Raw genomic sequence first — 26,874 nt, forward strand, 5'->3', positions numbered from 1 at the left:
GTTGAGCCAGCGAAGGGAGCTCCGGTGGGAACTTCCTTGATCTGAACCCACCTACCGATGGGTTCCGTTCTGTAAGGTGGAGACTAGTTTCCGCGATACAGAATTTCAACGCTTTGTTGAGAGATCGCTGGGACTCTACTCCTCCTCCGACAGCGAAGGGAACGCCGGTGGCCAGCACCCCCGCCACAGCACCCACAGGGACCGACCGCGCGGCCGGCGGCGTACAGTCCGTCGAGCGCGCCTTCCAACTGCTGGAGGCGCTGGCCGACTCGGGCGGCATCGCCACCCTGAGCGAGCTCTCCACCACCTCCGGTCTGCCGATGCCGACCATCCACCGTCTGATCCGTACCCTCGTCCAGCACGGATATGTGCGGCAGGACACCGCCCGCCGCTACACCCTGGGCCCCCGGCTGATCCGGCTCGGCGAGACCGCCGGGCGCCTGCTGGGCAGTTGGGCCCGCCCCTACCTGGCCGAACTGATGGAGGCCACCGGCGAGACCGCCAACCTGGCGGTGCTGGAGGGCGGCGAGGTGGTCTACGTCGGGCAGGTCCAGTCGCGGCGCTCGATGCGGATGTTCACCGAGGTCGGGCGGCGGGTCCAGCCGCACTGCACCGGCGTCGGCAAGGCGCTGCTGGCGCAGCTGCCCGAGGAGGAGGCCCGCGCCGTCCTGGGCACCCAGCCGCTGCAGTCGCACACCCCCTACACGGTGACCGACCCGGCGCGGCTCTTCGAGCAGCTGGCCATCGCGCGCGAGCGCGGCTACGTGGTGGACGACCAGGAGCAGGAGATCGGGGTCCGCTGCATCGCGGTGGCGGTGCCGGGCGCGCCGACGCCCACCGCCCTCTCGGTCTCCGGCCCCGAGGCCCGGATCCGGGCGCTGGAGGCGCAGGCGGGCGACACCTCACTGGTCCCGGTGATGCTCCAGATCTCGGCCCGACTCGGTCAGGTCCTCGCACCCTGAGCGACCCCTGCTGAGCGCCCCTTCCTGAGCGCCCCTCGGGATGCGGGGAACGGCCCGGGCGGCCGCGCGAGTTCACCCCGCGCCGGTCACACGGCTTCCCGCGTCCCGAGGGGTGCCCCTCGGGACGTCGCCCCGCCGGCTCAGTCCAGCACCGGCGCACCGACCTGCTCGACCGAGACCTGAAAGACCGTCAACTCCGGTTCGGCGCCGATCATGGCGAAGAGCCGGGGCGCGGCGGCCAGCCTGGGGTTGGAGCGCACCGCCTCCAGCGCGATCCGGTCCCGCCAGAGGGACTGCACCCGCCAGCGACCGCCGGGACCTCGCAGCAGCTCGGTCCTGATCAGCCCGTCCGGCAGCGGACCGGCCACCAACTCCCGGTAGGAGTCCACCAACTCGGTCTCCCGCTCGGCCGCCACCACCGCGCTGACCTCGCTCAACACCCGTCCGGACATCGCTATCACCTCCGCAGATCCAGGCTACGCCGCTACATTGGGTGCCCGGCTCGGCACTCTGCGCGGACGAGGTGGGTACTGGTGGCCCTGATCAGGACAGCTCACTGGACGATCGCCACGGCGGCGGTCGCAGCGCTGACGGCGGGCGGCCCGGCGGCAACGGCCGCTGCGCCGCCCGACTCCGATCTGCTGCTGGTCCGACTGGACCCGGATCCGGCGGCGACACCACGGTGCACGCCCTGGTCGCCGACGGCGGACCCGACCGGACGGCCTCGCCGATCACCGTCGTGGTCGGGCTGCCCGCCGGGCTCACCGCGCACGGCCCGTACTTCCCGTCCTCCTGCACGGTCGCGGCCGTCGGCCACCTGGTGCGCTGCACCTTCCCGCCCGGCCTGCGGCACGGCCGCCTTGCGACCGCGCTGATCCCCGTCCGGGTGGACCCGGGCGTGCCGCCCGGCACCAGGGCCGAGGGGCAGATCATCGGAAGCTCTCGGTGGAGCCCTCGGTGGTGAGGAGGCCGGTCTCCCACGCCTGGCTGCCGTTCTCCAGGCGCCGGGTGGAGGGCCTGGCCGTGAAGGTCGCCACGCCGTCGGCGACGCCGACGTTGGCGGTGTTGAGCCTGCGAGACGGTCCACCGGGTCCCGGCCCGATGGGGCCGATCGGCGGGAGACCCGGCGGGCCGGGGCCGAGCCGGGCGGCTCGTCAGGTCCGGGCCGGGCAAGGCGGCCTCCGTGCCGGCGCTACGACAGCCAGCTGTCGATCTGCGCGCAGGCGTCCGGGGACCAGGCCGGTTCGAGATGGTTCGGTCCGGCCAGCAGCCTGCTCCCGCCGACCGTGGCGATGCCGGTGCTGTCCAGGGCGCTGGCGGTCAAGACGATACCGCCGCTCGGCCCCCGGCTCTCGTCGAGGACGCCCGGGATGTCTGCCGAGCCTCCGGCCGGGCAGCCAGGTCCGAACGGCGGACGGGACACCCGCCTGCTACCGGGCTCCGACCAGCGAATACACGTCAATGGCCGGCTGGCTGCCCGGCCTACCGCAAAGCGGCGGCAACGGGTGGCGGTACGGCAAGGGTCCGGCCGGTTTTGCGCCGGTGATCTTCCGGCAAAGCCTTGTCATGGCCCCTTCCGCGCCAACCTGACACACCTTCACACTGCTGCCATGGCAAACACTCTACGCGCGTGGAAGACCCGCGCCGCCTCCGTCGCCACCGTCGCCCTGCTGACCCTGGCGCCCACCGCAGTCTCCGCCACCGCCGCTCACGCCGACGTCAGCGGCAGCGTCTGCCTGACCGCGCTGCCGAGCCAGGCCGACGACACCCTCTCCCTGATCGACAACGGCGGGCCGTTCCCGTACTCGCAGGACGGCGTCGTCTTCCAGAACCGGGAGAACGTGCTGCCCTCGGAGTCCTACGGCTACTACCACGAGTACACCGTGATCACTCCCGGCGCCCCCACCAGAGGCACCCGGCGGATCATCACCGGGGAGGGGTACCAGGAGGACTACTACACCTCCGACCACTACACGACGTTCCGCCTGATCGACTTCAGCTGCTGACCCGACAGCACTGACCCGGCGCTGACCCGGCGCCACAGCACCGGCGCGGTGCCCCCGTTCGAAAACGAAACGGGGATTCCGGCGGCGCGTCGGCTAGGTTGGTGGGTGCGGCCGACGCCCCGGCCGCACCCACCGACCGACTCGCCAGAGGATCACCCACACGATGACCGCGCCCCTGCCAGGCTTCGCCGGACACACCTACCTGTTCCAGGTCGACAACGGTGCCGCCTTCCGCAATGCCTACTCGGCCGACGGGACGCGCCTGCGCTGGGAGGGTCTCGGCGAGTCCGCCGGCCAGTGGGACGACGTCGCGCTGCACGTCGCCGAGGTCGGCCCGCAGCTGTACTTCGTCAGCTGGACGGAGTCGAGCGGCCTCACCGTCAGCCATGTGATGGACCTCGCCAAGCTGACGGTCCGCGCGTTCTGGACCTACGAGGGCGAGGGCGGCCGGGTCGGCGAACTGCACACCGGCACGCTGGAGCAGGTCGTCTGAGCCCCTCTCCGGGGGGCCTTCGGAGGACGAGTACAGGCCGAGGTCTTCCGTTTCGCGCAATTCCCCGCGCCCCTGATGGCGTTCCCGACTGCCCTAACCCGGCGGCACCTTGAGGTGCTGGGAGAGGAACTCCAGCGCCGGGGGCAGCAGTCGGCCCCAGGTCCTGAAGTTGTGGCCGCCGCTGGGCAGTGTGGCGGTCGCGACGGTCATCGGCGGCCGGACCGCGGCCACGAAGGCGTCGGTCTGCTGCCGGTAGCCACCGTCCCCCTCGGCCGTTCCGGCCACCATCACCGAGACCGCCGGGTTCGGCAGGTTCTTCAGCCGCCACAGCAGGTCCGCCTCGTTGCGGCGCTGCTCGCTGCCCTTGAACAGGTCACCGGTGGTGGCGTCCTCGGCCGCCTTGTAGTAGCCGGAGAGCGAGACCCCGGTCAGGAACGCCCCCGGGTCGCGCATCGTCAGCTTGAGCGCGCAGTACCCGCCGGTCGAGTCGCCCACCACACCCCAGGCGTGCGGGTCGGCGGCCACCCGGTAGCTGCCCTCCACCACCCTGGGCACGTCCTTGGCGAAGTACGTCTCGGACTGCGGGCCGCCCGGGATGTCCTCGCACTCGGTGTCGGCGGGCATCGCCGGTGAGGGGCGCATCAGGACCAGCACGGTCGGCTGCATCCTGCCGGTCGCCATCAGGTTCAGCGCCGCGCCAGGGTAGTTGAGCCTGGTGATCAGGTTCCTGGCGTCGCCGGGGAATCCGGTCAGCACGATCGCGGCCGGGAACCTGCTGTGCTGCCGGTCGGGGTGGAAGTACTGCGGGGGCAGGTAGACATAGCCGTCCGTGCTCAGCCCGCTGGCCGGGCCCGGGATGCGCACGGAGTCGATCCGCCCGACCCGCCCGGGGTCGCGGCCGACCACCCCGCCGCCCTGGACGGCCTCCTGGCCGAGCACCTGGACCACCACGGCACCCGCCGTCTTCCGGTTGTCGCCGCCGGCGCCCGTCCCGCTCTGCACGGTCACCGGCCCCTGGTTCCCTCTGCCCAGCAGGTCGTCCCAACTGCTGTAGAAGGAAAAGTAGTTGTTGGCGACCAGGGCGAGTGCACAGAGCACCGTCAGCTGGGTGACCAGCAGCGCTCCGATCCGGCCGAGCACCGACCGCCAGCTCGTCCTGGCCAGCCTCGGCCACAGCCACACCGTCGCGGCCGTCACCAGTACCGCGGCGAGAATCGCCAGCGCCAGCACCTTGTGGCTCGTCAGCCCCATCGCCTGCTGCTCCCGTGCGCTCCGGATGGCCCTGTGCCCGAACTCTGTGGCCCTACGTCCGAACCTACGCCTTCCGCACCTGCCGGTGCACCGGACGCCCCACCCGGTCGGCTCAGTCGACCGGGTGGGGCGCAAGCTGGCGGCCGAGCCCGTACAGCGCGTGCCGCCGGGTGCCGCCGGGGTCAGGCGTGGGTGCCGCCGTCGATCCGAATCTCGGTACCGGTGACGAAGGCGCCGTCGTCCGAGGCCAGCATCGCGACCACGGCGGCCACCGTCTCCGGACCCGCGAAGCCGTACGCGTTGCCGGCCTGGAGAGCCGGGCTGAGCTTGGCGAACAGCGACATGTCGGCGTCCTCCGGGATGCCGGGGCCACGGTTCTGGCCGCTGGCGCCGGAGGCGTCGGTCATCCCGCTGCTGATCGAGCCGGGTGCGACACACACGGCACGCAGGCCCTGCTTCGCGTACTCGAGCGCGATGGCGTGGGTGAACGACTGGATGCCGCCCTTGCTCGCCGCGTACGCCGCCATGTACGGGTGGGCGAAAGTCGCCGACGTGGAGCTGAAGTTGACCACCGCGCCACGGCCGGTGGCCAGCAGTGCGGGCAGCGCCTCGCGGGTCACCAGGAAGGTGCCGGTGAGGTTGACGGCCAGCACCCGGTTCCAGAACTCCAGGGTGGTCTGCTCGGTGTGCGCGGAGCGCAGGATCCCGGCCGCGTTCACCAGCGCGTCCAAACCGCCCAGTTCGCCGATCGCCTCGGCGACCACGGACGTGACCGAGCCCTCGTCGGAGATGTCGAGCGCCTTGGTGATCAGCCGGCCGGCCGTGCCGTCGGCGGCGGCCAGCTCCCGGGTGGCGGCCAGCCCGGCCTCGGCGACGTCGGCGGCCACGACGGTGCCGCCCTCCTGCAGGATCCGGCGGGCGGTGGCCTGGCCGATGCCCGAGCCCGCGCCGGTGATCAGCGCGCGACGGCCCTCGAAGCGGTTCATGGAGCTCTCCCTGTGGGGGATGGTGCGATTGGTTACGGCTTCACGATACGCCTTGTTGGCACGTTGTGCCATGTCCGCACACTGCGCCCTGCTGCCGGTAGACTGCGGCCGTGACCACTCCTCGACCGTCGCTGACCGAACGCCGCAAGGCCGCCACGCTGAACGAGATCGCGCTGGCCGCCGCCAGACTCTTCGCCGAACACGGGGCGGAGGGGGCGGAGGGAACCCCGGACGCCGCAGGCGCCGAGGGGATCACCGCCGAGGAGATCGCCCGCGCCTCGGGTGTCTCACTGCGGACCTTCTACCGGTACTTCCGCACCAAGGAGGACGCCGTCGCACCGCTCCTCGCGAACGGCGTCCGGCACTGGCTGGACGAGCTGGCCGACGGCCCGCGCGAGCTGCCCGTGCCGCAGGCACTGGAGCGCTCCGCGAGGATCGCGCTCACCGCCGCCCCCGGGCGTCCGGCCGTCGCGCTGGACCTGGTGCGCGGAATCCTGCGTACCGCCCGGCACGACCCCGACCTGCTCGCCGTCTGGCACCGGGTGCACCACGACTCCGAGCTGGAACTCGCCCGGGTGCTGGCCGACCTGGCCGGGACGGACGCGGACCCGCTGGAGCTCCGGCTGGTGGCGGCGGCGGCCAATACGGGCATGCGGGTGGCCATGGAGTCCTGGGCCGCTTCCGAGGCGCCGCCGGGGGAGGCCGCAGGGCTCGCGGCGCGGTGCATCAGCGAGCTGACGGCGGGCCTCCGGCTCTGGACGGACTGACCGCAGGCGACCACCGCCCCCGGCCGCGTGCGTGGGACCCGCGCGGCTACACGGGGACCACGGCCACCGGGCAGTGCGCGTGGTGGAGGACGGCATGGACGGCGCCGCCGAGGCGCAGTCCGAAGTGGGGTGCCGGCTGGTGGCGGGCGATCACCAGCAGAGCGGCGTTCCGGGAGGCTTCGACCAGAGTGCCGGCGGTGGCGCCCGTCAGGTGATCCGTGCGGACGGGGATGTCGGGGTAGTCCTCCCGGACGGGGTCGCAGGTGTGGTCCAGCAACTGCTTGTGCTGGTGGGCCTCCTCCCCCAGTTCGTCGATCATCGGCGCCGCGTGCGCGACGTCGGCGACCACCGGCGACCAGACGTGCACGGCACGTACCGGCAGCCCGAAGGTCTCGGCCTCGCGGAGCCCGAACCGCAGGGCCTCGCCGTCCCGTTCGTCCCGGATCGCCACCAGGATGTGGTCACCCGAGGAGGCCGTCTGCCGCACCACGACGGTCGGACAGCTGGAGTGGGCGCAGATCCGCAGGCTGACCGAGCCGAGCAGCAGGGAGGCGAAGCCCCCGTGGCCCCGGCTGCCGACGACGGCGAGTTCGGCGTGTTCGGCGGCGGTGAGTACGGCCAGCGCCGCGTCCCGGGGAACGACGTCACCGGTCAGCCGCAGGCCGGGATGGGCGGCGGCCAGCTTGCCGGTCGCCTCGTCCAGGACACTCTGGGCGTTCTTGAGGATGAGGTCGGTGACAGCCTCGCTCGCCCGTGGGGAGAGCGTGACGGTACCGGTGTTGACCGCGTGGACCAGGTGCAGGGCGCAGCCCCGCCGCTCGGCCTCCTGGGCGGCCCACTCGGCGGCGGCCGTCGCCTGCGGCGAACCGTCCACCCCGGCGACGATGCCTGCGGGGGATCTGCTGTTCATACTCGGCTCCCGGAACGCTCCACGCCTTGCGCCCGGCCCGTTCCACACCTTCTCCGGTTCGGGCCGTCCCACAGGGCCCTGGTACCAGGATGCATCGCCGCGCCCGCCAGGGGGACCCGGCCGGACTCCCCGTCCGGCGGCGGCTCCGGGCCGGGCGGCGGCTCCCGCGCGCCCGGCCCGGGACGTGTGCACGTCGCGGTGCGCGGCTCAGGCGAAGGCCAGGGCCCGGGCGGGGTTGGTACGGAACACCAGGTCGGGCAGATCGGCCCCGAACTCCCGTACCAGGCGCGGGCGCAGCGTGGCCAGCAGGTACGGCATGCCCGGCGCACCACGAGCCGCCGAGGTGGTGGTGTCGCCACCGAGCAGCAGCCGCTCGGCGTGTCCCGCTTCGAGGAGCGCGGCCAGGGTGTCGAAGAGGTGGTGGTCGGTGGCGTGGTTGGCCCGTGACGGCCCGTCCAGGGCGACGTACGCTCCGGATTCGGCGGCCTGGCGCTGGAGGCGCAGGTCCGGGAAGCGGTTCAGGTGGCCGAGGATCACGCGGTGCGGCGGGACGCCGAGGCGGTCGCAGAGCAGGCCCAGGACGTCGAGGGCGCCGGTGCCCAGTTCGTGGTGGACCGCGATCGGCGCACCGGTGGCGTGGTGGGCCTCGGCCGCTGCCGTCATGGTCCGGCGGGCGTGCCGGTCCAGGCCGTGGAAGCCGCCCGCCACCTTGATCAGCCCGGCCCGCCCGGCGGGCTGGGCAGGACCGGCGGGCTCAGTGAGTTCGGCGGGCTCGGTGAGTTCGGTGACGAAGAGCTGGGCCAAGTCCAGGTCGCGGAGCTGCTCCGGGGCGTAGTGGGCGGCCTGGTGCAGACCGGTCGCGGCGACCAGGTGGACCTCGGTGGCGCGGGAGAGCGCGATCAGGTCGGGGCGCCGACGGCCCATCCCGTGCGGCGTCCACTGGACCACGGCCTGTCCGCCGAGAGCGGCGAAGGCGCGCAGCTCGCTCTCGGCGGCCGCCACGTCGTCCAGCTCCTGGCCGGGGAGCAGCCGACTGCGCATGAAGAGGTGGTCGTGCGCGTCGCAGACGCCGAGTTCGGCGGGGTCGAGATCGCCGAGGACGGTACGGACGGCCGGACTGCCACCGCTGCCGCCGCCGCTCATCGAATCGCCTCCGCCGTCCCGGTCCCGGTCCCGGTCCCGTCGCCGTCCTCGGCCTCGCCGCCGTCTTCGCCGCCGACCTCCGCCAGAGCGGCGGCAGCCACCCGGAGGCCGGCCAGTGCCTTCGGGACACCGATGTACGGGGCGAGGTGCACGAAGACCTCGACGATCTGCTCGGCTGTCAGGCCGACCCGCAGGCTGCTGCGGACATGGCCGTGCAGCTGGGGCTCGACCCCGCCGAGGGCGGCGAGTGCCGCGAGGTTGAGCAGCTGGCGATCGCGCAGGGCCAGGCCCTCACGCTGGTAGGTGCCGCCGAAGAGGCTGGTGACGATCCAGTCGGGGAAGCCGGGGGCGAGTGCCTCCAGCCCCGGCAGGGTGGCGCGCTGGGTGGGCCCGTCCACCAGGTCGTCGAGCATCCGGTAGCCGCGCTCGCGGTCGAGGTCGGCGGGGGCGAAGGTGTGCACGGGATCAGTCCTTCTCGGTGGCCGGGAGGGCGTCGAGCTCGGGGCGGGACAGGTGCAGCACCCGGTAGGCGGTGCAGGTGGTGTCGTCCCCGTCCGCCGGGGCGGTCTCCTGGCGCCACAGGGCGAAGCGGAGCAGCTCCCAGCGGTACGGGTCGAGGGCGACGGCGACGGAGTGCAGGCCGGGCCGGTCGGAGAGTTCGGCGAGCGCGCGGGCGACCGCCTCGTCGGGGTCGGCCCCCTCGGCGAGCCGTACGGTGCGGCGGGTGGCCGTACGGGGTGTCAGCTCGCGGTCCGGCCCGAGCCGCAGGCCGGTGCCGATCCAGTGCCGGACGGGCGGGCGGCCGAAGTCCGCGCTGAGGCCGGCGAAGCCGGGGCCGCGCAGGAAGCCGGCCATCGCCTCGGTGGAGCGCCAGAGATAGAACGGCGCGTACTGGTTCACGGGCGAGCCGCCGTCGGCCCCGGGCCCGACGGGGGCGCCGCCCGCGTGCCCGCCATGGCCTCGTTCACGGATCAGGTACGCCTTGAGGCCTAGGCCGGGCAGCCGGTCCAGCAGGTGGCCCTTGGCGGCGACGCGCTCTCTGATGATCCGCATGTCGTAGCCGGCGGGCAGGGTGATTTCGTACTGCATCGCTTGCACGGGGTGCTTCCTCCGGATGTTCCGTCAGTGGATGCGCGAGGCCGGTGGGCGCGGGCCTCAGTGGGCGCGGGACCCTCAGTGGGCCCGCAGTAGCGCCAGGGCGCCGCGGACCGCCCGGAGGAAGGGCTCGGGCGAGTCGGCGGCGCGGGCCAGCACATAGCCGCCCTGGACCACGGCGGCGATGGCAGCCGCGACCTCGGCCGGGTCCGGTCCGGTCGCGAACTCGCCTGCGGCCTGGCCCTCCGCGACGAGGTCGGCGAGCCGTCCACGCAGCCAGTCGAAGGTCTCCCCGACCGGACGGCGCAGCTGCGGTTCGGCGATCACGTCCGGGTCCTGGGCCATCCGTCCGATCCGGCAGCCGCGCAGCACCTCGCGGTCGCGCAGCAGGTACGCCTCGATGCGCTCGTACGCCGTGCCGGGGCCCGAGAACTGCTCCTCGGCGAGGGCCCTGAGCTGCTCGGCGCTGCGGCCCAGCGCGGCGGCGGCGAGGTCGCTCTTGCCGCTGAAGTGGTGGTACATGCTGCCCTGCCCGACGCCGGAGCGCTGCTGGATCGCCTTGGGGCTGGTGCCGACGTACCCGCGCTCCCAGAGGAGCTCCTGGGTGGTCTCGATCAGTCGTTCACTGGTGGCCATGGCTTCACTGTACATACCAGTAGGTACAGAACGCCAGAGATTAAAGAACCGGGGACGGACCTCCCATGAGCTGGAGAGTCGGACGGCGAGTGCATGAGCCCGGTGGGACCAGGCAGTCCCCTGGTCCCACCGGCCTAGAACATCACCATGGCACGACTCCGTTGTCGTCGAACAGCTGACCGGTGGGGCCGTCGTCGGGCAGAGCCGCCAGCCGGATCGCGATCGCCGCGCCCTGCTCGGGGGTCTGAGTACCGCTGAACCCATTGAGGTCGGTAGCCACGTAGCCGGGGCAGGCGTTGTTGATCAGAATGTTGGTGCCGCTCAGCTCCTTGGCGTACTGGATGGTGACGGCGTTGAGGTAGGTCTTCGTCGGCGCGTAAGCCCCGCTGATCCCTCCGAGGTCGACACCGGGCGTGGTCTGCAGGGCCAAAGAGCCGACATGACTGGACTGGTTGACGATCCGCGGGTGCGCCGAGCGGCGCAGCAGCGGCAGCATCGCGTTGGTGACCCGGATGACGCCGATGACGTTGGTCTCCACCAGCCGCCGCACGGTCTCCAGGTCGATGGTTGTGGGCTCCTCCGGCCAGCCGCCTGCGACGCCGGCGTTGTTGACCAGCACGTCAAGGCGGCCCGCTCGCTCCTCGATCAACTCCGCTGCGGCGGTCACGCTCTCGTCGTCGGTCACGTCCAGGGGCACGCCGAACGCGTCGGCACCCGCCGCGCGCAGTCTCGCCACGGCGTCCATCCTGCGCTGCTCGTCTCGGGCGCCGACACCGACACTCCAGCCCAATGCGCCCAGCCCGGCCGCGATCTCGTACCCGATTCCCTTGTTCGCGCCGGTGACCAGCGCGATCGTCTTCTCACTCATGACAGCGAGCATGGCTGCGCTTCGACCAGGCACCAACACCGTCTCGGCCAGGCAGCGATACCCGAGCGACATCGATCGGCCGTCCGCCGAAGTTACTGTGACTGCATGGAGATACGCGAGCTGCGGTACTTCGTCGCCATCGCCGAGGAACTGCACTTCGGCAAGGCCGCCCAGCGTCTGGAGATGGCCCGGCCGCCCCTGTCCCGCGCCATCGCCCGGCTCGAACGACAGCTCGGGGTCACGCTGCTGGAGCGCACCAGCCGCAGGGTCACGCTCACCGAGGCCGGGGCCGTGCTGCTGTCCGAGGGGCGCGCGATCCTCGGCGCGGTAGCCGCAGCCGAGCGGCGTACCCAGCAGGCTGCGCGAAGGCGCCCCCGCCTCGTCCTCGCCGTCAAGTCCGGCACCGCCGGCGAGTTGCTGGCCGAACTCCTCGATGCCTACCGCGCGGAGCCCGGCGCGGCCACCGTCGATCTGTTGCTCTGCGAGGCGCATCAACAACAGAAATTGCTTCAGAACGGGCAAGCCGATGTGGCCCTGCTGCACTTGCCATTCGATTCGGCGGTCGGACTCGACACCGAAATCCTGTGCACCGAGCGGCAGGTGGCGATCCTGCCCACCTCTCACTCACTTGCCGGCCGCTCACAGATTCGGGTGGCCGAGGTCGCCGCACTGGCGGAACTCCCGATGGCTCGCTGGCCCGGTCCTGACGGCAACTACCCGGAAGGACCAGGGGCAGAGGTACGGAACCTGACACAGCTCTTCCAGCTGATCGCGCTCGGCCGTGCCACCGTGATCATCCCCGAGTCCGCCGGCACCGACCTGCGCCGGGATCTCGCCGCCGTGCCGGTCCTGGATGCTCCGCCAGTGACAACGGTGCTCGCTTGGCCCACGCAGAGCCGACTTCGCGCAGTCGCCGACCTGATCCGCGTAGCGACACGTCTTTGACCCGCTGTGCTGCACCCGCCCTTGTGGAATACAACGGACCGTTCGGATCGTCGGCCGGCATAACCGTCGAACCGTCCGACCTGTCGACAGATCGTGGCCCTGCCGGTCGGCCAGGAGCGAAGTCGCTGATGGGATGTCGTGCCCGCCCGGTTGCGACGTGAGCACAGCCTTCTCGGGTTGCTGATGGTTCTCCTGCGGGCTACTGCCGATCAAGGGTCGATGACGGCGGACGAGTTGCTGTTCGCCTGGGACGGCTGGGCCCAGGACCACCACGACGTCGAGTTGACTCGAAGTCCAGGCCCGGTAGTCCCAGCTCGGACACCAGGGAGCAAGTAGCCCGCCGCTAGGTTCCGAGGGCCGTTTCCTGGTGCGAGGGAACTTGAGGTCGCGCGGATGGGCGCGGTTGGGGACGTCGGCAACAGTACGGGCACAGGTCCCGGTGATCATGGAGTTGCGACGCTCTGTGATCACCGGGGAGACCTGTGCCCACGCTTCCATCATGGCTGACCGAACCGGTCTGGGACCAATGGACGTCTCGGCGGGGTGGGACGACGAGCGGCTGGTTGCGGGCTACGTGGAGCGGGTGCTCGGCCGCACAGCTCCGTGGCCTGCTCGCCGCAGGGCGAACGGCCCTGCGGCGATCCCTCGCCCGGGCACGGTTCGACCGGTCGGCGGGCAAGGGTCCGGGACTGCTCGAAGGGCCACCCCGGGAACGCGGCGTGCGGACGCTACCGTCCGGTGTAGGTGAACTCGTCGGCCGGGCTGGTGGGAGAGGTGGCCTTGCCGACCGTCACGGTGATGTTCACCGTCTGGTGGTCGTCGAGCTGACCGGGCGCGGTTGCGGTGATCTGGCCGGTGGAGACGAACTTGACCGAATCGGATGCCTTGTCCTTGAAGTGCACGGTGGCGCCATCGGCGAAGCCCGAGCCGCTGATGGTGACCGGGGTGCCGACCTTTCCGCTGGTCGGGCTCACCGCACTGACCACTACAGGTGCGGGTCCGCCATAGGCGAACTGCCCCATCGCGATGGCCGGGGAAGTGCCGAGGGTGTTGGTGACGCGGACGTGGACGACGCCGGTTCCGTTGGGGACCTGAGCGGTGATCCTGATGCCGGAGGGGTCGATGTCGCGCTTGGTGCAGGCGAAGTGGCCGAAGTCGACCATGCTGTCCGGACTGAACCCGGTGCCGTTGATGGTCACCGTGGCGCCTGGTGCGCCGAAGGTGGGGGTCACGCCGGTCACCACCGGCCCGGAAGGGACGGCAGGCGCCCCCACCAGGTCCAGGTAGGTGGAGTTGGCGTGCTGGAAGGCGACCTGGCCGAGGAAGTCCTGGGTGGTCTTGTTGACCAGGTTCTTGGCAAGGCTCGTGTATCCGGTGTTCATCAGGCAGAGCGTGCCGGGCTGGACGTAGACGTTGCCGTTGGTGCGCTTGGAGATCGCCGCGATGAGCAGCTTCACTTCTTCGGTCGCCTGCGGTCCCGGGCTCGGGTACCAGCCGGCGGTGGTGTCGAGATCGGCCCACGCGTGCGGTACCAGATCGTAGGCGTTGTTCTGGCGCTCGTCGATGACCCACGGCACGGAGTCGAAGTAGTCGACGAAGCTCTGCACGCCGGCGGTGGGAGCGGCATAGGTGATCACCGCGAACTTCGGCTGTTTCGGCCAGGTCTGTGCCTGCAGGTACGGCGCGAGCATGGTGGCGATGCAACCGCCCAGGCTGTGACCGGTCAGATAGACGGTCGGCTGCGGCGAGGAGGGCGCCGACTTGAGCGCGGCGGCGAGCGCCTGAGCGAGCGTGACGTTCGGGGAGGGGGAGGCGATCGAGCGGGCGTTGACAACCCGTTTGAACGCATCCATCGCCCCCTTGGAAACGGCGATGGGCTTCGGCGATCCGCTTTCGGGGAACGGGACGACTGTGCCGACCTCGAGGTCCTCGAGGACATCGGTCAGATCAGCGTCCGTTCCGCGAGCGACCACGGCGAACTCGTTCGAGCCGTTGGTGCTCCGTGCGATGTAGGCCATATTGGCGTTGGCCTCGCTCAGGGCGAGCCACACCAGCTGCCACGCGCCCTGCGTCGCAAGGCTGGGATCGCTCAGTTGCGCGTCGATGCCGGTGATGATTCGTTCGGTCTGATGCTCCGGGGTTTCCCCGGACGGACGCGGGGTGGCTCCGGTGGCTGCAAGGGCAGCCAGGGTCATGGTCACCTGGGCGATTGTCGGATCGGATGCCATCGTCGTTCCTGCTCCTCGGATGTTCTGCCGGTGCGGAGGCGGGACGGCCTTTCGGCAGGATCAGGGCAGATCTGTGCCGAATCGACCGTCAGAGTGGATCGCACACAATCAGACCTCCCCTCTGCGTTGTCCGGTGCTTTTCCTGCCTTCAGGTTGACCAGGTTCACCTCGTTGGCCGTTCGTCATACGTGTGTGCGGTTCTCCGAGCCAGGTGCGCAGCGCGGTCTCCAGAGCTGCGGTGTCCGCGGGCAGCCCGGGGCGGCGGCCCAGGCGACGATGCCGTCGGGGCGGATGAGCGCGGCCGACAGATCGCCGCGGTCCGCAGGGGCGGCCGTCACGGTCGACAGGCGGTCCCGCCATCCGGCCGCATCCTCGAAGCGCGGGCACAGGTCTCCCCAGTGATCACAGAGCGTCGCAACTCCATGATCACCAGGACCTGTGCCCGTACTGTTGCCGACGTCCCCGACCGCGCCTGCGACAGCAGGTGGCCGCCTGGCGGGCGCGGGCGATCAAGATGTATCCCTATCCATGGCGGGCTCCAGGTCGTGGAGAACCGGAACAGCGCGAACACCGTGCTCCACTACGGCAAGGACGGCGCGCTGACCGGGCCGGACGAGGAACACGCCGAGACCTACACGCTCGCGCTGCACCTGCTCCAGTCCGCGCTCGTGCACAGGTAAACACCCTGCTGGTGCGGCAGGTCCTCGCCGGACCGGTACGGGCGCAGAAACCGACCGACGAGGACCGGCGCGGACCGGCGCGGATCGACCGCTCTGTTCTGGTCGAACATCAACCCGTACGGCACCTTCCGTCTCGACATGGACAAGCGGCTCGACCTGGGGCAGCTGGTCGGCGTGCCGAGTCCGCGATCCGCTCGACCCACGACCGGGGGGGTGCCCCACCGGCAACGCCGGGAAGCTGGTTGAGGTTTCGTGCGTCGCCGTCGCCTGTGGGCGGATGGTTCCGAGGATCTCGCAGGGGGGCGCGCGCCTCAGCCGCGGCCCCGCACCGCTGCGAGGCACTGGTCGTAGAGGTCGGCCAGGTCGAGTCGTCCGTCGTGTCTGGCCCAGAGCTCGGTTGCCGTGTCGACACAGGCGAAGACCGTCGCGACGATCGCCTTGGCGCGCGGGTCGGGGGCCGGGCCGGGGCGGATGCCGGTGCCGATGCCGATGCCGGTGCCCAGCCGCGCCTGGATGACCGGGACGAGTTCGGCCTGCCAGCGCAGCCGCTTCTCGATGTAGCGGGCCTGAAGGGAGGGGGTGTCGAAAATGAGGCGGGACAGCTCCAGCACCCGCTCCGGGGTGTGGTTGGCGGTCAGGATGACCTCGAGTCCGGCACGCAGGGCATCCCACGCGGACACCTCGGCCGGCTGCTGCTCCACGGTCTGCTTCAGCAGCTCGCCCAGCGCCTCCTGGTCCCCGCAGACCAGGTCCTCCTTGGTCCCGAAGTAGCGGAAAAGGGAGCGCTGCGAGATCCCCGCCTCCCGCGCGATCTGCGCGACCGTCGTCTGCTCGTAGCCCTGCTCGGCGAACAGGCGAATCGCCGTGTCCAGGATCGCCTGGACGGCGACCTGCCGCGAACGGTCCCACAAGGTTGTCATGGACGTAAGGCTACCCCCTCTAGACAGCGACCGACTAGTTGGCATTAACTGCCAGGAAGACAGCGACTGAAAGAAGGCAGCCATGACAGCCGTCGACTACCACGGACAGACCACACTGATCACCGGCGCCAGCGCGGGCCTCGGCGCCGAGTTCGCCCGCCAGCTCGCCACCCGCGGCTCCGACCTGGTGCTGGTCGCCCGCCGCAGGGAACGCCTGGAGGAGCTGGCCGCCGAGCTGCGCGCACGGCACCGGATCCAGGTCCACGTGGTGGAGATGGACCTGGCCACGGGCGACCCCGGGCAGGCGCTGGCCGCGCAGGTGGAGCAGCTCGGCCTGCACGTCACCAGCGTGATCAACAACGCCGGGTTCGCCACCTTCGGCCCCTTCCACCAGGCGGATCCGGGACGGCTGCGCCGGGAGATCGCCGTCGACGTGACCGCGGTGGCCGACATCAGCCGCGCCTTCATCGAGCAGCTGCGCACGGCGGGGCGCGGGGTACTGGTCAACGTGGCGAGCATGGCCGCCTACCAGCCCAACCCGCGCATGGCGCTCTACGGGGCGACCAAGGCGTTCGTGCTGAGCCTCACCGAGGCGCTGTGGGAGGAGTCGCGCGACACCGGTCTGCGGGTGCTGGCCCTGTCCCCCGGCGCCACCCGGACCGAGTTCTTCGACGTGGCGGGCACGGAGCAGGCCGCCGGAGGGACCAGGCTCGCCTCACCCGTCGACGTCGTCCGCACCGCGCTGGCCGCCCTGGACCGCAGGAACCCGCCGCCCAGCGTCATCGCGGGACGCGTGAATCGGGTGATGGCCTTTCTCGCCCGCCGCCTGGCCACCCGACGGCAGGTCATCCGGGCCATCGGCCGGCTCACCGCCGAGGGGGCATGACGATGGCGGCGTCCGGCTCCTTGGCGGTCTCGGGTCAGGGCAGTTCGCGGCGGATGACGGGTGCCACCTCGGTGGCGAAGAGCTCCAGCTGCTCGTGCTGGACGGACTCGGTGAGCGAGTCGACGCCGATGCCGACCACCTCGTTGCCGAACGCCTCGTGGTAGCGGTGGATCTTCTCGATCACCTGCTGCGGGCTGCCGACCAGTGCCGAGCCGCGCTCCAGGGCGTCCTCCAGCGAGTCGAACGGCGAGTTGTTGTGCTTGCCCGCGGCGGAGTCGAACAGCGCGTTCCAGTACGGCCGGAAGCCCTCGACCGCGTCCTGCGAACGCCTGGCGACGAACAGCCCGCCGAAGCTCGTACCGACCCTCGCGTCCTTCGGGTCGCGGCCGTGGTGCTCCCAGCGCTCGCGGTAGTGGTCGACCAGCGCCTGGTACTTGGCCAACGGGTGGAAGCTGTTGGCGGAGAACAGCGGATCTCCGAAGCGGGCGGCCAGATCGGTGGACTGCTCGCTGGTGGCACTGCCGTGCCAGACCGGGATCGGGTCCTGGAGCGGGCGGGGGTAGGTGGTGACCTCGGTGAGCGGTGCGCGGAACCGTCCCTGCCAGCTGACCTTCTCCTCACGCCAGAGCCGGTGCAGCAGACCGTAGTTCTCCGCCAGGTAGTCCCACTGGTGGTCCTCGTCCAGGCCGAACAGGCCGAAGTGGCGCGGGTCGTTGCCCTTGCCGATGATCAACTCGACCCGACCGCCGGAGAGTTGGTCGAGCAGCGCGTAGTCCTCGGCCACCCGGACCGGATCCAGGATCGAGAGCACCGTGACGGTGGTGAACAGCCGGATCGTCCTGGTGCGGGCGGCGATCGCACTGAGCAGCACGGGCGGGGCCGGGGACAGGAACGGTTCGCCGTGCCGCTCCCCCACGCCGAAGCCGTCGAAGCCGAGCCGTTCGGCGGTGACGGCCTGGTCGATGACGTTCTCCAGCTTCTCCCGCGCGGTGCGCTGGTGGCCGGTGACGGGGTCGGGGCCGTTCGAGACCAGGGACGAGACGGTGAACCGCATGGCGGTCTCCTTGCGAGCGAGGCGGGACTGGCCGCACCCCGGCGTCGCGGCCTCAGGTCGTCGGCGCTCGCTCGGGGGCGGCACCGGAAGGGAATCGACGTGACGGCGGGTTCGGTTCGGTCCGGACCCGGGTCAGCGCGAGGTGCCGCGAGTGCGACAACAGCGGCGAGGGGTGGCGGCACTGCGGTGCATCTCCGGCTCCCCCTCGGCTCGGCGCGGCCCGGCCGCACACAGACGATCCTCCGGCGAGCTTATGACCCGCCCGGTCCGGCGGGCAAGGGGCAACCCGGTCGACGGCGCGGTGCCCTGCGGCCGGTTCACCCGGGTACCTGTCCCGCTCCCGGACGGCCACAGGGCCCGTGCACCGGTGGCGAACTGGCAGGATGCTGGCATGACGTACCTCCCCTCCGACGACCGCTACTCCTCGATGACCTACCGCCGCGCCGGCCGCAGCGGCGTGCAGCTGCCCGCCGTCTCGCTCGGCCTGTGGCACAACTTCGGCGACACCCAGCCGCTGGAGGTCCAGCGCGCGGTGCTGCGCCGCGCCTTCGACCGCGGCGTCACGCACTTCGACCTGGCCAACAACTACGGTCCGCCGTACGGCAGTGCGGAGCGGAACTTCGGCACGCTGTTCGCCCAGGACTTCCGCCCGTACCGGGACGAGCTGTTCATCGCCTCCAAGGCCGGCTGGGACATGTGGCCGGGCCCGTACGGGGACGGCGGCTCGCGCAAGTACCTGCTGGCGAGCCTGGACCAGTCGCTGGAGCGGATGGGCCTGGAGTACGTGGACGTGTTCTACTCGCACCGCCACGACCCGGACACCCCGCTGGAGGAGACCATGGGGGCGCTGGACTCCGCGGTCCGCTCCGGCAAGGCCCTCTACGCCGCGATCTCCAACTACCCCGCCGAGCAGCACCGGGAGGCGGTGGCGATCCTGCGGGAGATGGGTACGCCGGTACTGCTGAACCAGGCCTCGTACTCGATCCTCAACCGGGAGCCGGAGGACGGCGGCCTGCTCGACGCCGTCGGCGACACCCAGACCGCTCTGATCGCCTACTCCCCGCTTGCCCAGGGCCTGTTGACGGACCGCTACCTCAGTGGCCAGGTGCCCGCCGGGTCACGGATGTCGGTGGGCCACTTCCTGCGCGAGGAGGCACTGACCGGCGCCAAGCTGGAGCAGCTGCGCGCGCTCGCGAAGGTCGCGGAGCAGCGCGGGCAGACCCTGGCGCAGCTCGCCCTCAGCTGGGTGCTGCGGGACCCCCGGGTCGTCTCGGTGATCATCGGGGCCAGCGGCGTCGCCCAACTCGACCAGAACCTGGACGCGTTGGGCGGTGCTCCGCTCTCGGCCGAGGAGCTGGCGGAGATCGACCGGCTGAGCCGCTGAGCCGGCGAGGGGTCGGCGGGCCTCGGGTGGTGCGGCTTGCGAGCCGCACTGCCCGGGGCGCACCGATGGCAATCGGGCGGAGGTGCCGGGTGCGGACCGGCAACCGCTGCCGGGTCTCGCGTCTCGGCTTCCCAGATCCTGGGAGCACCTGTTCATCAAGGCCGTGCCATTGCAACACTGCGGACACACGGCTGTAGCAGAGCCTGCCATATCCTGGGAACCACAGCGGAGTTGAGAGGGCCCGGGCCCCGGCTCCCCAGCCATCCGGACGACGCGAGGGCACATGGCCGAGGCCGCAACCATCCAGACCGCGCCCGCCGGGGCGCAGGCGGTCCAGCGAGCACTCGGGCTGCTGCACTGCTTCCACGACAACGGTCCCGACCACAGCGCCTCGGACCTGGCCCGGCGTACCGGCCTGTCGGTCTCCACCGCCCACCGGCTGGCCCGCACCCTGGTCAGTACCGGCTTTCTTGAACAGGACGCCAGGACCGCCCGCTACCGGCTCGGCCCGGCGGTCGCCGAACTCGGCCAACTGACCTTCCACCAGCGCGGGCTGCACCTGGCCGGCCCCGAACTGGACCTGCTCACCCGCCGCACCGGGGCCATCGTCGACCTGGCGATCCGCAGCGGGCCGCACGCCGTGATCCTGGTCGGCGGCTCGGTCCGCCGGGGAACCGGTCTCGGACTGCGGCGTCCGCTGCACTCCACCGCGCTCGGGAAGGTCCTGCTGGCCTGGCCGGGCCCGAGGAACCACGCCGACATCGACTCACACGCGCACGCACACGCGTCCTCGCACTCGCACTCGCACGCCGACGAGGTGGCGGGACTGGGGCTGCTCACCGCCTTCACGCCGCGCACGATCACCGAACCGGCCCTGCTCGTGGCCGAGTTGGCCAAGGTCAGGGCCGCCGGGTACGCGCTGAACGACGGCGAATCCGCCGTCGGGGTACGGACGGTGGCCGTGCCCGTGCTCGACCACTCCGCACAGGCGCGCTTCGCGCTCACCGCCCGGTCCACACCAGACCGGCTGACGGACCGCCAGTTGAGCCGGACCCTCGACCAGGCGCGGGCCTGCGCGGCCGCGCTGGGCGTCCTGCTGCTGCCACCGGAACAACGCGCCTGAACGGCGGCTGCGGGCGGCAGGCACCGGGCAGCCCGAACCGGTGGCGGAGCGGGCCGGTCCGCCGCAGCGGCGGACCGGCCCGTGCGCGAACTCCGGTGCGTCACGCCACCGGTGTGTACTTGTAGCCGACCCGGCGGACCGTCACGATGCTGTCCCGGTAGGCGGCGCCGAGCTTGCGGCGCAGCCGGGCCACGTGCACGTCCACGGTCCGGCCGTCGCCGACGTGGCCGTAACCCCAGACGGCGGACACCAGGTGGTCGCGGGTGTGCACCCGCTGCGGGTGCTCGGTGAGGTGGGCCAGCAGCTCGAACTCCAGGTAGGTGAGATCGAGCAGCTTGCCGTCCACGTGGGCGCTGCGCCGCTCGGTGTCCACGCTGATGCCGCGTGCGGCGGGCCGGGACCCGGGGACCGGTCCGGCCAGGGACGCCGCAGCGGCCGGGGCCGAAGCAGGGGTGGCCTGCCCGACAGCCTGCGAGCCTGCGATCGACTGCCCCAGCGGCGAGTCGGCCGACTCGACGGGGACCAGCACCAGGTACCCGACCAGCGGCTGGCCGGCGGCGGTCGTACCGAACTGCGCGCCGTACTGGGCGAGGAGGCCCTGCGGGAGCGCCGACTGCGGCAGGGCCGCGACGACGGCCGCGCCCTCGGGGAGCGCCTTCAGCAGCGCCTGCGGCGCGACGGTGTGCGCGGCGGGGTGCGGCACGGCGGGGTGCGGCGCGGCGGCCGGGTGCTGCGGAACTGCGGGGCGCTGCGGGGCCGCAGGCCGCTGGGCAGGAGTGGGGTACTGGGCAGGAGTGGCGTACTGAGGTGCCGTGGAGTGCCATCGCTCGGCCGTCGACGGGACGGAGCGGACCGCCCGCAGATGCGGGGTGGTGGCCGGGACGGACAGGGTGGCAGTGGAGGAGGAGGACATGGTGCCGCTCTTTTCGCGCGTGACGGATGAAGGGTTCGTCTGCGCGTCCACCGGATCGGACTGCCGCAGCTGAGGTGGGTCAGCGGGCGGAGGACCGGGACGCGCGGGGCGAGCCCGGACACGTCTGGTCGAAGAGGTGCGGCTGCCGGGACGGCCAGAAGGGCTCCAGATCGGAGCGGCCCTCGGCGCTGCTGTCCACGGCACGGTGCATGCCGTCATTGAACCAGCTGAACTGGCGGCTGCGCCCGGTCCCTTGGCGCAGCGTCAGGCGGGGTGTTCGAGTACGGCTCATGTCGCCCGATCCGGGAGAGTGTCGATGTGCGGTGCGTGTGGCCAGAGTGCCACCGGACGCCGGACGTCCGCGCGGGGGTGGGTGCGCGGGCAGGACGGCCGGTGCGGCTGGAAGCCGGGTGCGAGAACAGGGGTGTGGCTGCCGCGCGATGCAGTGCCGTGCAGTGCGGCGCGAAGCGTGAGGTCAGCGACAGCGGGTGCTGCGACAGCGGGCGCTGGAGCTGAGCGCAAGGTCGATGTACCGGCGGACCGTCAGCATCGACCCGGCCGGGGCAGGGGCGGGGACGGCCCGGGACCTGCGTACTGCGGTCACTGCACTGCCCTCCCCCCGGATGGTGCGGGCACTGTGCCCGACGTGTGCGGGCGTGGTGCCCGGCGGCCTGTCGGTAAAGAGCGTTCCACGGCCGGGGCACCCGAGGCAACCCGGATCGGGCGATTGTTCCGGTATACGGACTGTGATCTCGGCATTCGGGACAGCAGTGCGGTGAACACCGGCCACAGGCCACCCGACCAGCCCAAAAGCGCCTGCTACCGGCGAGTCGCGGGCGCCTGTTCCCGGCGGGTCCGGAGCGCCCGTCAGCGACGGGTCGCCACGTGCTCGACCAGCCGGATGAGCAGTTCCTTGCCGTCCTCGCGGCGACGCGCGTCACAGAGCAGCACCGGCACCCCGGGGTCCAGGTCGAGCGCCTCCCGGACGTCCTCGGGGGCGTACGTCTCGGTGCCCTCGAAGCAGTTCACCGCGATCACGAACGGGATGCCGCGCTGCTCGAAGAAGTCCACCGAGGGGAAGCAGTCGGCCAGCCGCCGGGTGTCCGCCAGCACCAGCGCGCCCAGCGCCCCCTGCGCGAGCTCGTCCCAGACGAACCAGAACCGGTCCTGCCCCGGGGTGCCGAAGAGATAGAGGGCGAGCCCGGGGCGCAGGTCGATCCGGCCGAAGTCCATCGCCACCGTGGTGGTCCGCTTCGCCTCGATGCCCGCGGTGTCGTCCACCGGGCGGCCCAGTTCGCTGAGTTGCTCCTCGGTCCGCAGCGGCCGGATCTCGCTCACCGCACCGACCAGCGTGGTCTTGCCGGCCCCGAAGCCGCCCGCCACCAGGATCTTCAGCGCGACCGCGCCCCAGGGGGATCCGGCGGCGGAGCGCAGGCCACCGGCCTTGTCCGGATCGCCGCATGACGGTGTGTCAGAGTGCACGGAGGCCATTGATCACGTCTCGCAGCAGGCGCTCGTCCGGGAGTTGGGCGAGCGGAACGGGTCGGATGACACTGATCAGCCCGGTCTCGTGCAGATCACCGAGCAGTACCCGCACCACGCTGACCGGCAGGTCGGTGTACGAGCCCAACTCCGCCACGCTCAGCGGTTCGTCGCGACAGAGCCGCAGAATGGCGTGCTGCTCCGGCTCCAACGCGTGTTCCGCGCCGAACAGTTCGACCTGGTCGACCGCCCTGATCAGCGAGATCAGGTCGAACAAGCCCTCCTCCGCCGGTCGGACCCGGCCCCGCGTCATCGAGAACAGCCGCACCACCGGGCCGGCTTCGTCGTCGAACCAGCGCTCCTCTTCGGGCGGGCGCAGCCCGGACGGCTCCGCCGCCGACACGGCGAGCGGCTCGGGTGCGGTGTCCTCGATGCTCATCGACTCACTCATCTCCCCGGCGGAGTGGCCTCGGCGCGCGGCTCGGACGACAGGTGCTCGCCGACCCGCTTGACCAGCAGTGCCATCTCGTAGGCGATCTGGCCCACGTCGGACTCCGCCTCGCTCAGCACGGCGAGGCAACTCCCGTCACCCGCAGCCGTGATGAACAGGAACGCCTCGTCCAGCTCGACCATCGTCTGCCGGACCCCACCCACCTGGAAGTGTCGGCCGGTCCCCTTGGCCAGGCTGTGGAAGCCCGCCGCGACCGCCGCCAGGTGCTCGGCATCCTCACGCTCCAGCCCGCCGGACATGCCGGTGGCCAACCCGTCGCTGGACAGGATGACCGCATGCCGCAGGGCCGCGACTCGTCCCACCAGGTCGTCCAGGAGCCAGTTGAGTTCTCCGGCCGGCTGTGTCGTTGCGGTCATGATTCGGTTCCTTCCGTTGGTGCAGGCTGAGCTTGTCGTGCAGGTGATACGGACTGCTGGGACGGTGCGAACGGTTCCGACGATCCGGACCGTGCGGATGTCGCCGACCGGGCAGGTGCGGTGGGCCGGGTGGACCGCAGCGGCTGCTCGGGGGCCTCGGGTGACTCGGACGGTGCGGGTGGTGCGGGTGGTGCGGGTGGTGCCACCGGCTGTGCGGGTGGGACGTACGGCGCGGGCTTGGCAGTCAGGGCGGGCCGGGCCTGCGGCGCGGGGAGCGCTGCCGGTACCGGCGCGGACGGCAGCGCCGCCCGGCGGCGGCCGGCTCCCCACAGGACGCCGGATCGACGAGCCGGTCCGGCCGACGCGGATCCACCGGCGGTCGAGTCGGCGGGCGACGCACCGCCCGGCCCGGTGGCCGCCGCAGCGGGCCCGGAGGTGGCGGCGGGACCGGACGTCGCGTCAGACACGGTCGGGTTCGGGTTCGGGTTCGGTACCACGGTCAGCGAGGCGGGCTGGATCCGGTCGCCCCGGCCGCGCTTGTAGCCGCGCTGGAACGAGGCGAAGGTCGACCTGGCCTCCTCGGGCGAGCGCTCCCGCACCGGCTCGCGCGTCCCCGGCGCCGGCTCCCCGGCCGCGGCGGCTGCGGCAGCCGCCGCGGCAGCGGCCTTGAGCTGGGGCGCGAGGCTGGCCTGCCGTACGCGCCGGGGCAGTCGGCCGCCGGCCGCCGACGGCGGCGCACTCTGCACGGGCGGCCGATCACCGGACTCCGAGGGCTCGGCACCGGGCACCGAGGAGACAGCGACGGGCGCAGGGGGCGGGACGGCCGCCGCCTCCGGCTGGGCCGGCGCGGCGTGCGCCGGGGGCGTGCTGCGGACGCCGGGCACTCCCTCGGCGGCCTCGTGCTCGGCCGACCCGCCCACTCGGCGGTGCCGCCCGGTGCCGGCGCCGTCCTCGGCGGGCAGCGCGTCCACGGGTACCAGGGTCGGCCCGCCCGAGTTCGCGGCACCGGTGCGGCGGCGCGGCAGCCCGCCGGGCGTACGGGCGGGTTCGGGTACCGAGGGGCGCGGGCCACCGGACAGCCGCTCGACGGCGCGTACCGGCTCGTCGTCCTCGGCGGGCGCCCCGGCGCTGCGCCGGTGTCCGCCCTCCTCGGGAAGCGGCGGTACGGCGACCAGCTCACGCTGGCCGCGCCGCGCGCCCCCCGCCGCCGAGGCGGCTGCGCCGGCCGGCGTACCGGCCGCACCACCGCCCCCGGACGGCCGTCCCCCGCCGGCGGACATCGCCTCGCCCGCCGGGTCCGGCGCCTCCGCCAGGAGCTCGCGCGGGATCAGCACCACGGCCGAGGTCCCGCCGTACGGAGAGGGCCGCAGGTGCACCCGGATGCCGTGCCGCAGGGCGAGCCGGCTGACCACGAACAGGCCGAGCCGGTCGGTGTCGGCGAGGTCGAACTCCTGCTCCTCGGCAAGGCGTTGGTTGATGTCCGCGAGGGCCGACTCGCTCAGCCCGAGACCCCGGTCGTCGATCTCCAGGCAGAAGCCGTGGGCCACCACCTCGCCCCGGACCGTGATCTGGGTGTTCGGCGGCGAGTACAGCGTGGCGTTCTCGACCAGTTCGGCGACCAGGTGGGTGACGTCCGCGACCGTGCTGCCGAGCAGTCCGGTGCCGGGGAACGGCCGGACGACCACCCGCGCGTAGTCCTCGACCTCGCTGACCGCCGCCCGGACCACGTCCACCATCCGGACGGGCTTGCGCCAGGCCCGGCCGGGCGAGCCGCCGGCCAGGATGATCAGGCCCTCGGCGTGCCGCCGCATCCTGGTGGTCATGTGGTCCAGGCGGAACAGGTCCTCCAGCTCGGTGGGGTTCTCCGCCCGGCGCTCCATGGCGTCCAGCAGGGTCAGCTGACGGTGCAGCAGCACCTGGTTGCGACGGGCCAGGTTGACGAAGACCGCCGACACGCCCCGGCGCAGCTCGGCCTGTTCCACGGCGGCCTCGACGGCCGCGCGCTGGACCGCGTTGAAGGCCCGGCCGACCTGGCCCATCTCGGCCGGTCCGAAGTCGAGCGCGGGCGCCTCCGCCGCCACGTCCACGGCCTCGCCCCGGCGCAGCCGGAGCATCACGGACGGCAGCCGGGTGTCGGACAGCTCCCGGGCGGCGTTGCGCAGCGCGATCAGTTCACGCGCCAGCCCCCGGCCGATCCGGTACGAGATCGCGATCGAGAGCACCACCGCGATCAGGCCGATCGCACCGGCGATGCCGCCGCGCACCAGCTGGTCGGTCGCGGACGAGCGGGCGCGGTCGCCGAGCGTGGCGTCCAGCCGGTTGTTGACGTCGGAGAGGGAGGTCAGGGCCTGGTCGGCGGCCTCGCGCCAGGAGTTGTCGGACAGCCGCTTCACCGCCTGGATGCGGTCGGGCGAGTCCTCGAAGAAGGCCTCCGCGCTGACCAGCGCCATCCAGTTGTTCCCGCTGCGCACGTTGCGGTAGCCGGTCTGGTCCTGCGGGTCCAGCTCGTCGATGTAGACGTCGAACAGCGCCCGCTGGTTGTGCAGGCCGTCCAGCGCCTGCTGGAGCATCGAGGCGTCGGGGTCGAGGGAGAGCCGCAGGCCCTCCATCGCCGCGTCCTCCCGGGACAGGTACTCGCGGGCCCGCATGAGCTCCGTCAGGATGGTCCCCTGCCGGGGCAGTTGGCCGCTCTGTCGGCTCACGAAGGCGGAGCGGAAGCTGAAGACCGGGTCGATCAGCGCGCTGTACTGGTCCAGGACGTACGCCCAGCCGTTGGCCTGGCGGGCCACCTGCCCCCGGATCGGGACGAGTTGGTCGCCGCCGGCCAGGATGTCCTGGAGCCGCCTTCGCTGGCCGGAGTCGAGTCGCTCCGCGTCCGAGCCGCCCGCCTTGGCGCGCAGCGCCGTGAAGTCCCGGTCGGTGACGACCTGGGCCTTGCGGTAGGCGTCCGCGATGAGGTCGGAGTCGGGGGCGGCGAGCCTGAGCACGGCCGCCCGGCGCTCCGACTGGACGTCCCGCGCGTACTGGTCGGTGGCGCTGCCGAACGAACGGTAGGCGGAGGCGACGTCCAGCTGGTGCCAGACGCCGCCGGTGGTGACCAGGGTCGCGTAGACCCAGAGGCCGGTGAGGGCGACGATGGGCACCATGAGCAGCGCGATGATCTTCGCGCGGATCGAGCTGCGGCGCAGACGCATGGAGTCCTCGGTCGGGATGGCTCTCGGGCGTGGACAGGGGCGGTACTTCGGCTGCGGTCGGGGAGTCGGTCGGAGCGTCAG

30 protein-coding genes are annotated in these 26,874 nt (G+C 72.1%); 10 read left to right on the forward strand and 20 right to left on the reverse strand.

The features are described from left to right. The first annotated feature begins 167 nt into the window (after nt 1–167). Nucleotides 168–962, forward strand: a complete 795-nt coding sequence (locus UK12_RS00620) for an IclR family transcriptional regulator (protein WP_045298204.1) — start codon at nt 168–170, stop codon at nt 960–962. Between the two features lie 140 nt (nt 963–1,102). On the opposite strand, the gene UK12_RS00625 is transcribed toward UK12_RS00620, so the two are convergent. Further along, nucleotides 1,103–1,414 (reverse strand): antibiotic biosynthesis monooxygenase, encoded by a 312-nt coding sequence (locus UK12_RS00625; RefSeq protein WP_045298206.1) that lies wholly within the window; start codon nt 1,412–1,414, stop codon nt 1,103–1,105. A 230-nt stretch (nt 1,415–1,644) separates the two neighbouring features. Between UK12_RS00625 and UK12_RS00630 the strand changes: the two genes are divergently transcribed. Next, nucleotides 1,645–1,926 carry a hypothetical protein gene (locus tag UK12_RS00630; protein ID WP_045298208.1) on the forward strand — a complete coding sequence of 94 codons (282 nt, stop codon included), beginning with the start codon at nt 1,645–1,647 and terminating at the stop codon, nt 1,924–1,926. A 228-nt stretch (nt 1,927–2,154) separates the two neighbouring features. Here UK12_RS00630 and UK12_RS44265 read toward each other — a convergent pair whose 3' ends face one another. Next, on the reverse strand, nt 2,155–2,286 hold the full coding sequence (locus UK12_RS44265) for a hypothetical protein (RefSeq protein ID WP_269431981.1): 132 nt from the start codon (nt 2,284–2,286) through the stop codon (nt 2,155–2,157). Nucleotides 2,287–2,572: 286 nt separating this feature from the next. Between UK12_RS44265 and UK12_RS00635 the strand changes: the two genes are divergently transcribed. Together UK12_RS00635 and UK12_RS00640 are read left to right on the forward strand one after the other, a co-directional pair. After that, nucleotides 2,573–2,968 carry a ribonuclease gene (locus UK12_RS00635; protein ID WP_045298209.1) on the forward strand — a complete coding sequence of 132 codons (396 nt, stop codon included), beginning with the start codon at nt 2,573–2,575 and terminating at the stop codon, nt 2,966–2,968. Between the two features lie 163 nt (nt 2,969–3,131). Then, nucleotides 3,132–3,461, forward strand: coding sequence for a MoaF-related domain-containing protein (locus UK12_RS00640; RefSeq protein WP_045298211.1), 330 nt, complete (start codon nt 3,132–3,134; stop codon nt 3,459–3,461). Nucleotides 3,462–3,554: 93 nt separating this feature from the next. On the opposite strand, the gene UK12_RS00645 is transcribed toward UK12_RS00640, so the two are convergent. Together UK12_RS00645 and UK12_RS00650 are read right to left on the reverse strand one after the other, a co-directional pair. Then, nucleotides 3,555–4,712: an alpha/beta hydrolase gene (locus tag UK12_RS00645; RefSeq protein WP_045298213.1), complete on the reverse strand. Its 1,158-nt coding sequence runs from the start codon at nt 4,710–4,712 to the stop codon at nt 3,555–3,557. A 182-nt stretch (nt 4,713–4,894) separates the two neighbouring features. After that, complete coding sequence (locus UK12_RS00650) at nt 4,895–5,698, reverse strand: SDR family NAD(P)-dependent oxidoreductase (protein WP_045298215.1); 804 nt, start codon at nt 5,696–5,698, stop codon at nt 4,895–4,897. Between the two features lie 110 nt (nt 5,699–5,808). Here UK12_RS00650 and UK12_RS00655 point away from each other — a divergent pair, with 110 nt between their 5' ends. After that, complete coding sequence (locus tag UK12_RS00655; RefSeq protein ID WP_045298217.1) at nt 5,809–6,465, forward strand: TetR/AcrR family transcriptional regulator; 657 nt, start codon at nt 5,809–5,811, stop codon at nt 6,463–6,465. A 46-nt stretch (nt 6,466–6,511) separates the two neighbouring features. On the opposite strand, the gene UK12_RS00660 is transcribed toward UK12_RS00655, so the two are convergent. The 6 genes from UK12_RS00660 to UK12_RS00685 all read right to left on the reverse strand — a co-directional run bounded on the left by UK12_RS00660 (nt 6,512) and on the right by UK12_RS00685 (nt 11,117). Then, nucleotides 6,512–7,375: a universal stress protein gene (locus UK12_RS00660; RefSeq protein WP_045298219.1), complete on the reverse strand. Its 864-nt coding sequence runs from the start codon at nt 7,373–7,375 to the stop codon at nt 6,512–6,514. A 207-nt stretch (nt 7,376–7,582) separates the two neighbouring features. Next, nucleotides 7,583–8,518 carry a phosphotriesterase family protein gene (locus tag UK12_RS00665; protein ID WP_045298221.1) on the reverse strand — a complete coding sequence of 312 codons (936 nt, stop codon included), beginning with the start codon at nt 8,516–8,518 and terminating at the stop codon, nt 7,583–7,585. Further along, on the reverse strand, nt 8,515–8,979 hold the full coding sequence (locus UK12_RS00670; RefSeq protein WP_231590976.1) for a carboxymuconolactone decarboxylase family protein: 465 nt from the start codon (nt 8,977–8,979) through the stop codon (nt 8,515–8,517). Before UK12_RS00670 ends, UK12_RS00665 begins: the two co-directional genes overlap by 4 nt. 4 nt (nt 8,980–8,983) lie before the next feature. After that, on the reverse strand, nt 8,984–9,607 hold the full coding sequence (locus tag UK12_RS00675) for a DUF4865 family protein (protein ID WP_231590977.1): 624 nt from the start codon (nt 9,605–9,607) through the stop codon (nt 8,984–8,986). Nucleotides 9,608–9,691: 84 nt separating this feature from the next. Further along, nucleotides 9,692–10,249 carry a TetR/AcrR family transcriptional regulator gene (locus UK12_RS00680; protein WP_045298225.1) on the reverse strand — a complete coding sequence of 186 codons (558 nt, stop codon included), beginning with the start codon at nt 10,247–10,249 and terminating at the stop codon, nt 9,692–9,694. A gap of 142 nt (nt 10,250–10,391) precedes the next feature. After that, a complete protein-coding gene (locus tag UK12_RS00685; protein WP_197084432.1) occupies nt 10,392–11,117 on the reverse strand; it encodes an SDR family NAD(P)-dependent oxidoreductase in 726 nt (241 codons plus the stop codon). A gap of 105 nt (nt 11,118–11,222) precedes the next feature. Between UK12_RS00685 and UK12_RS00690 the strand changes: the two genes are divergently transcribed. Further along, nucleotides 11,223–12,062, forward strand: coding sequence for a LysR family transcriptional regulator (locus tag UK12_RS00690; protein WP_045298229.1), 840 nt, complete (start codon nt 11,223–11,225; stop codon nt 12,060–12,062). A 728-nt stretch (nt 12,063–12,790) separates the two neighbouring features. Here the strand turns inward: UK12_RS00690 and UK12_RS00695 are convergent. Then, entirely contained in the window at nt 12,791–14,257 is a 1,467-nt protein-coding gene (locus UK12_RS00695; protein ID WP_231590986.1) for an IPT/TIG domain-containing protein, read from the reverse strand. A gap of 215 nt (nt 14,258–14,472) precedes the next feature. After that, the gene (locus UK12_RS44900; RefSeq protein ID WP_442973769.1) at nt 14,473–14,679 is read right to left on the reverse strand and encodes an aromatic-ring hydroxylase C-terminal domain-containing protein; all 207 of its coding nucleotides are present in this window, start codon (nt 14,677–14,679) and stop codon (nt 14,473–14,475) included. Nucleotides 14,680–14,835: 156 nt separating this feature from the next. Between UK12_RS44900 and UK12_RS44270 the strand changes: the two genes are divergently transcribed. Then, nucleotides 14,836–14,970, forward strand: coding sequence for a hypothetical protein (locus UK12_RS44270; RefSeq protein ID WP_197084434.1), 135 nt, complete (start codon nt 14,836–14,838; stop codon nt 14,968–14,970). Between the two features lie 311 nt (nt 14,971–15,281). On the opposite strand, the gene UK12_RS00705 is transcribed toward UK12_RS44270, so the two are convergent. Continuing rightward, nucleotides 15,282–15,890, reverse strand: coding sequence for a TetR/AcrR family transcriptional regulator (locus tag UK12_RS00705; RefSeq protein ID WP_045298233.1), 609 nt, complete (start codon nt 15,888–15,890; stop codon nt 15,282–15,284). Between the two features lie 82 nt (nt 15,891–15,972). Between UK12_RS00705 and UK12_RS00710 the strand changes: the two genes are divergently transcribed. Beyond that, a complete protein-coding gene (locus UK12_RS00710; protein ID WP_045298234.1) occupies nt 15,973–16,776 on the forward strand; it encodes an SDR family NAD(P)-dependent oxidoreductase in 804 nt (267 codons plus the stop codon). A gap of 34 nt (nt 16,777–16,810) precedes the next feature. Here UK12_RS00710 and UK12_RS00715 read toward each other — a convergent pair whose 3' ends face one another. Beyond that, nucleotides 16,811–17,830 carry an LLM class flavin-dependent oxidoreductase gene (locus UK12_RS00715; RefSeq protein ID WP_045298237.1) on the reverse strand — a complete coding sequence of 340 codons (1,020 nt, stop codon included), beginning with the start codon at nt 17,828–17,830 and terminating at the stop codon, nt 16,811–16,813. 391 nt (nt 17,831–18,221) lie between these two features. Here UK12_RS00715 and UK12_RS00720 point away from each other — a divergent pair, with 391 nt between their 5' ends. Then, a complete protein-coding gene (locus tag UK12_RS00720; RefSeq protein WP_045298239.1) occupies nt 18,222–19,214 on the forward strand; it encodes an aldo/keto reductase in 993 nt (330 codons plus the stop codon). A 283-nt stretch (nt 19,215–19,497) separates the two neighbouring features. Further along, complete coding sequence (locus tag UK12_RS00725; protein WP_045298241.1) at nt 19,498–20,337, forward strand: IclR family transcriptional regulator; 840 nt, start codon at nt 19,498–19,500, stop codon at nt 20,335–20,337. A 100-nt stretch (nt 20,338–20,437) separates the two neighbouring features. Here UK12_RS00725 and UK12_RS37205 read toward each other — a convergent pair whose 3' ends face one another. The 6 genes from UK12_RS37205 to UK12_RS00750 form a co-directional block, all read right to left on the reverse strand. Continuing rightward, on the reverse strand, nt 20,438–21,250 hold the full coding sequence (locus tag UK12_RS37205) for a winged helix-turn-helix domain-containing protein (RefSeq protein WP_082119177.1): 813 nt from the start codon (nt 21,248–21,250) through the stop codon (nt 20,438–20,440). Nucleotides 21,251–21,329: 79 nt separating this feature from the next. Beyond that, nucleotides 21,330–21,542 carry a hypothetical protein gene (locus UK12_RS39305; protein WP_156178474.1) on the reverse strand — a complete coding sequence of 71 codons (213 nt, stop codon included), beginning with the start codon at nt 21,540–21,542 and terminating at the stop codon, nt 21,330–21,332. 575 nt (nt 21,543–22,117) lie between these two features. Further along, a complete protein-coding gene (locus tag UK12_RS00735) occupies nt 22,118–22,645 on the reverse strand; it encodes a GTP-binding protein (protein WP_231590987.1) in 528 nt (175 codons plus the stop codon). Nucleotides 22,646–22,721: 76 nt separating this feature from the next. Next, nucleotides 22,722–23,171, reverse strand: a complete 450-nt coding sequence (locus UK12_RS00740; RefSeq protein ID WP_156178475.1) for a DUF742 domain-containing protein — start codon at nt 23,169–23,171, stop codon at nt 22,722–22,724. An 8-nt stretch (nt 23,172–23,179) separates the two neighbouring features. Next, the gene (locus UK12_RS00745; protein ID WP_045298245.1) at nt 23,180–23,599 is read right to left on the reverse strand and encodes a roadblock/LC7 domain-containing protein; all 420 of its coding nucleotides are present in this window, start codon (nt 23,597–23,599) and stop codon (nt 23,180–23,182) included. After that, on the reverse strand, nt 23,596–26,793 hold the full coding sequence (locus UK12_RS00750; RefSeq protein ID WP_052681283.1) for a sensor histidine kinase: 3,198 nt from the start codon (nt 26,791–26,793) through the stop codon (nt 23,596–23,598). The genes UK12_RS00745 and UK12_RS00750 overlap by 4 nt, the downstream gene beginning before the upstream one ends. Nucleotides 26,794–26,874 lie beyond the last annotated feature (81 nt).

It is taken from the genome of Saccharothrix sp. ST-888, assembly GCF_000955975.1.
In the GTDB taxonomy this organism is placed as follows: domain Bacteria; phylum Actinomycetota; class Actinomycetes; order Streptomycetales; family Streptomycetaceae; genus Kitasatospora.

Excerpts from the sequence above, each read along its gene's own strand:
- UK12_RS00625 (WP_045298206.1), bottom strand. The coding sequence starts at position 1,414 with ATGTCCGGACGGGTGTTGAGCGAGGTCAGCGCGGTGGTGGCGGCCGAG.
- UK12_RS00635 (WP_045298209.1), top strand. The coding sequence starts at position 2,573 with ATGGCAAACACTCTACGCGCGTGGAAGACCCGCGCCGCCTCCGTCGCC.
- UK12_RS00640 (WP_045298211.1), top strand. The coding sequence starts at position 3,132 with ATGACCGCGCCCCTGCCAGGCTTCGCCGGACACACCTACCTGTTCCAG.
- UK12_RS00645 (WP_045298213.1), bottom strand. The coding sequence starts at position 4,712 with ATGGGGCTGACGAGCCACAAGGTGCTGGCGCTGGCGATTCTCGCCGCG.
- UK12_RS00650 (WP_045298215.1), bottom strand. The coding sequence starts at position 5,698 with ATGAACCGCTTCGAGGGCCGTCGCGCGCTGATCACCGGCGCGGGCTCG.
- UK12_RS00660 (WP_045298219.1), bottom strand. The coding sequence starts at position 7,375 with ATGAACAGCAGATCCCCCGCAGGCATCGTCGCCGGGGTGGACGGTTCG.
- UK12_RS00665 (WP_045298221.1), bottom strand. The coding sequence starts at position 8,518 with ATGAGCGGCGGCGGCAGCGGTGGCAGTCCGGCCGTCCGTACCGTCCTC.
- UK12_RS00675 (WP_231590977.1), bottom strand. The coding sequence starts at position 9,607 with ATGCAGTACGAAATCACCCTGCCCGCCGGCTACGACATGCGGATCATC.
- UK12_RS00680 (WP_045298225.1), bottom strand. The coding sequence starts at position 10,249 with ATGGCCACCAGTGAACGACTGATCGAGACCACCCAGGAGCTCCTCTGG.
- UK12_RS00685 (WP_197084432.1), bottom strand. The coding sequence starts at position 11,117 with ATGAGTGAGAAGACGATCGCGCTGGTCACCGGCGCGAACAAGGGAATC.
- UK12_RS00690 (WP_045298229.1), top strand. The coding sequence starts at position 11,223 with ATGGAGATACGCGAGCTGCGGTACTTCGTCGCCATCGCCGAGGAACTG.
- UK12_RS00695 (WP_231590986.1), bottom strand. The coding sequence starts at position 14,257 with ATGACCCTGGCTGCCCTTGCAGCCACCGGAGCCACCCCGCGTCCGTCC.
- UK12_RS00705 (WP_045298233.1), bottom strand. The coding sequence starts at position 15,890 with ATGACAACCTTGTGGGACCGTTCGCGGCAGGTCGCCGTCCAGGCGATC.
- UK12_RS00710 (WP_045298234.1), top strand. The coding sequence starts at position 15,973 with ATGACAGCCGTCGACTACCACGGACAGACCACACTGATCACCGGCGCC.
- UK12_RS00715 (WP_045298237.1), bottom strand. The coding sequence starts at position 17,830 with ATGCGGTTCACCGTCTCGTCCCTGGTCTCGAACGGCCCCGACCCCGTC.
- UK12_RS00720 (WP_045298239.1), top strand. The coding sequence starts at position 18,222 with ATGACGTACCTCCCCTCCGACGACCGCTACTCCTCGATGACCTACCGC.
- UK12_RS00725 (WP_045298241.1), top strand. The coding sequence starts at position 19,498 with ATGGCCGAGGCCGCAACCATCCAGACCGCGCCCGCCGGGGCGCAGGCG.
- UK12_RS37205 (WP_082119177.1), bottom strand. The coding sequence starts at position 21,250 with ATGTCCTCCTCCTCCACTGCCACCCTGTCCGTCCCGGCCACCACCCCG.
- UK12_RS39305 (WP_156178474.1), bottom strand. The coding sequence starts at position 21,542 with ATGAGCCGTACTCGAACACCCCGCCTGACGCTGCGCCAAGGGACCGGG.
- UK12_RS00740 (WP_156178475.1), bottom strand. The coding sequence starts at position 23,171 with ATGAGCATCGAGGACACCGCACCCGAGCCGCTCGCCGTGTCGGCGGCG.
- UK12_RS00745 (WP_045298245.1), bottom strand. The coding sequence starts at position 23,599 with ATGACCGCAACGACACAGCCGGCCGGAGAACTCAACTGGCTCCTGGAC.
- UK12_RS00750 (WP_052681283.1), bottom strand. The coding sequence starts at position 26,793 with ATGCGTCTGCGCCGCAGCTCGATCCGCGCGAAGATCATCGCGCTGCTC.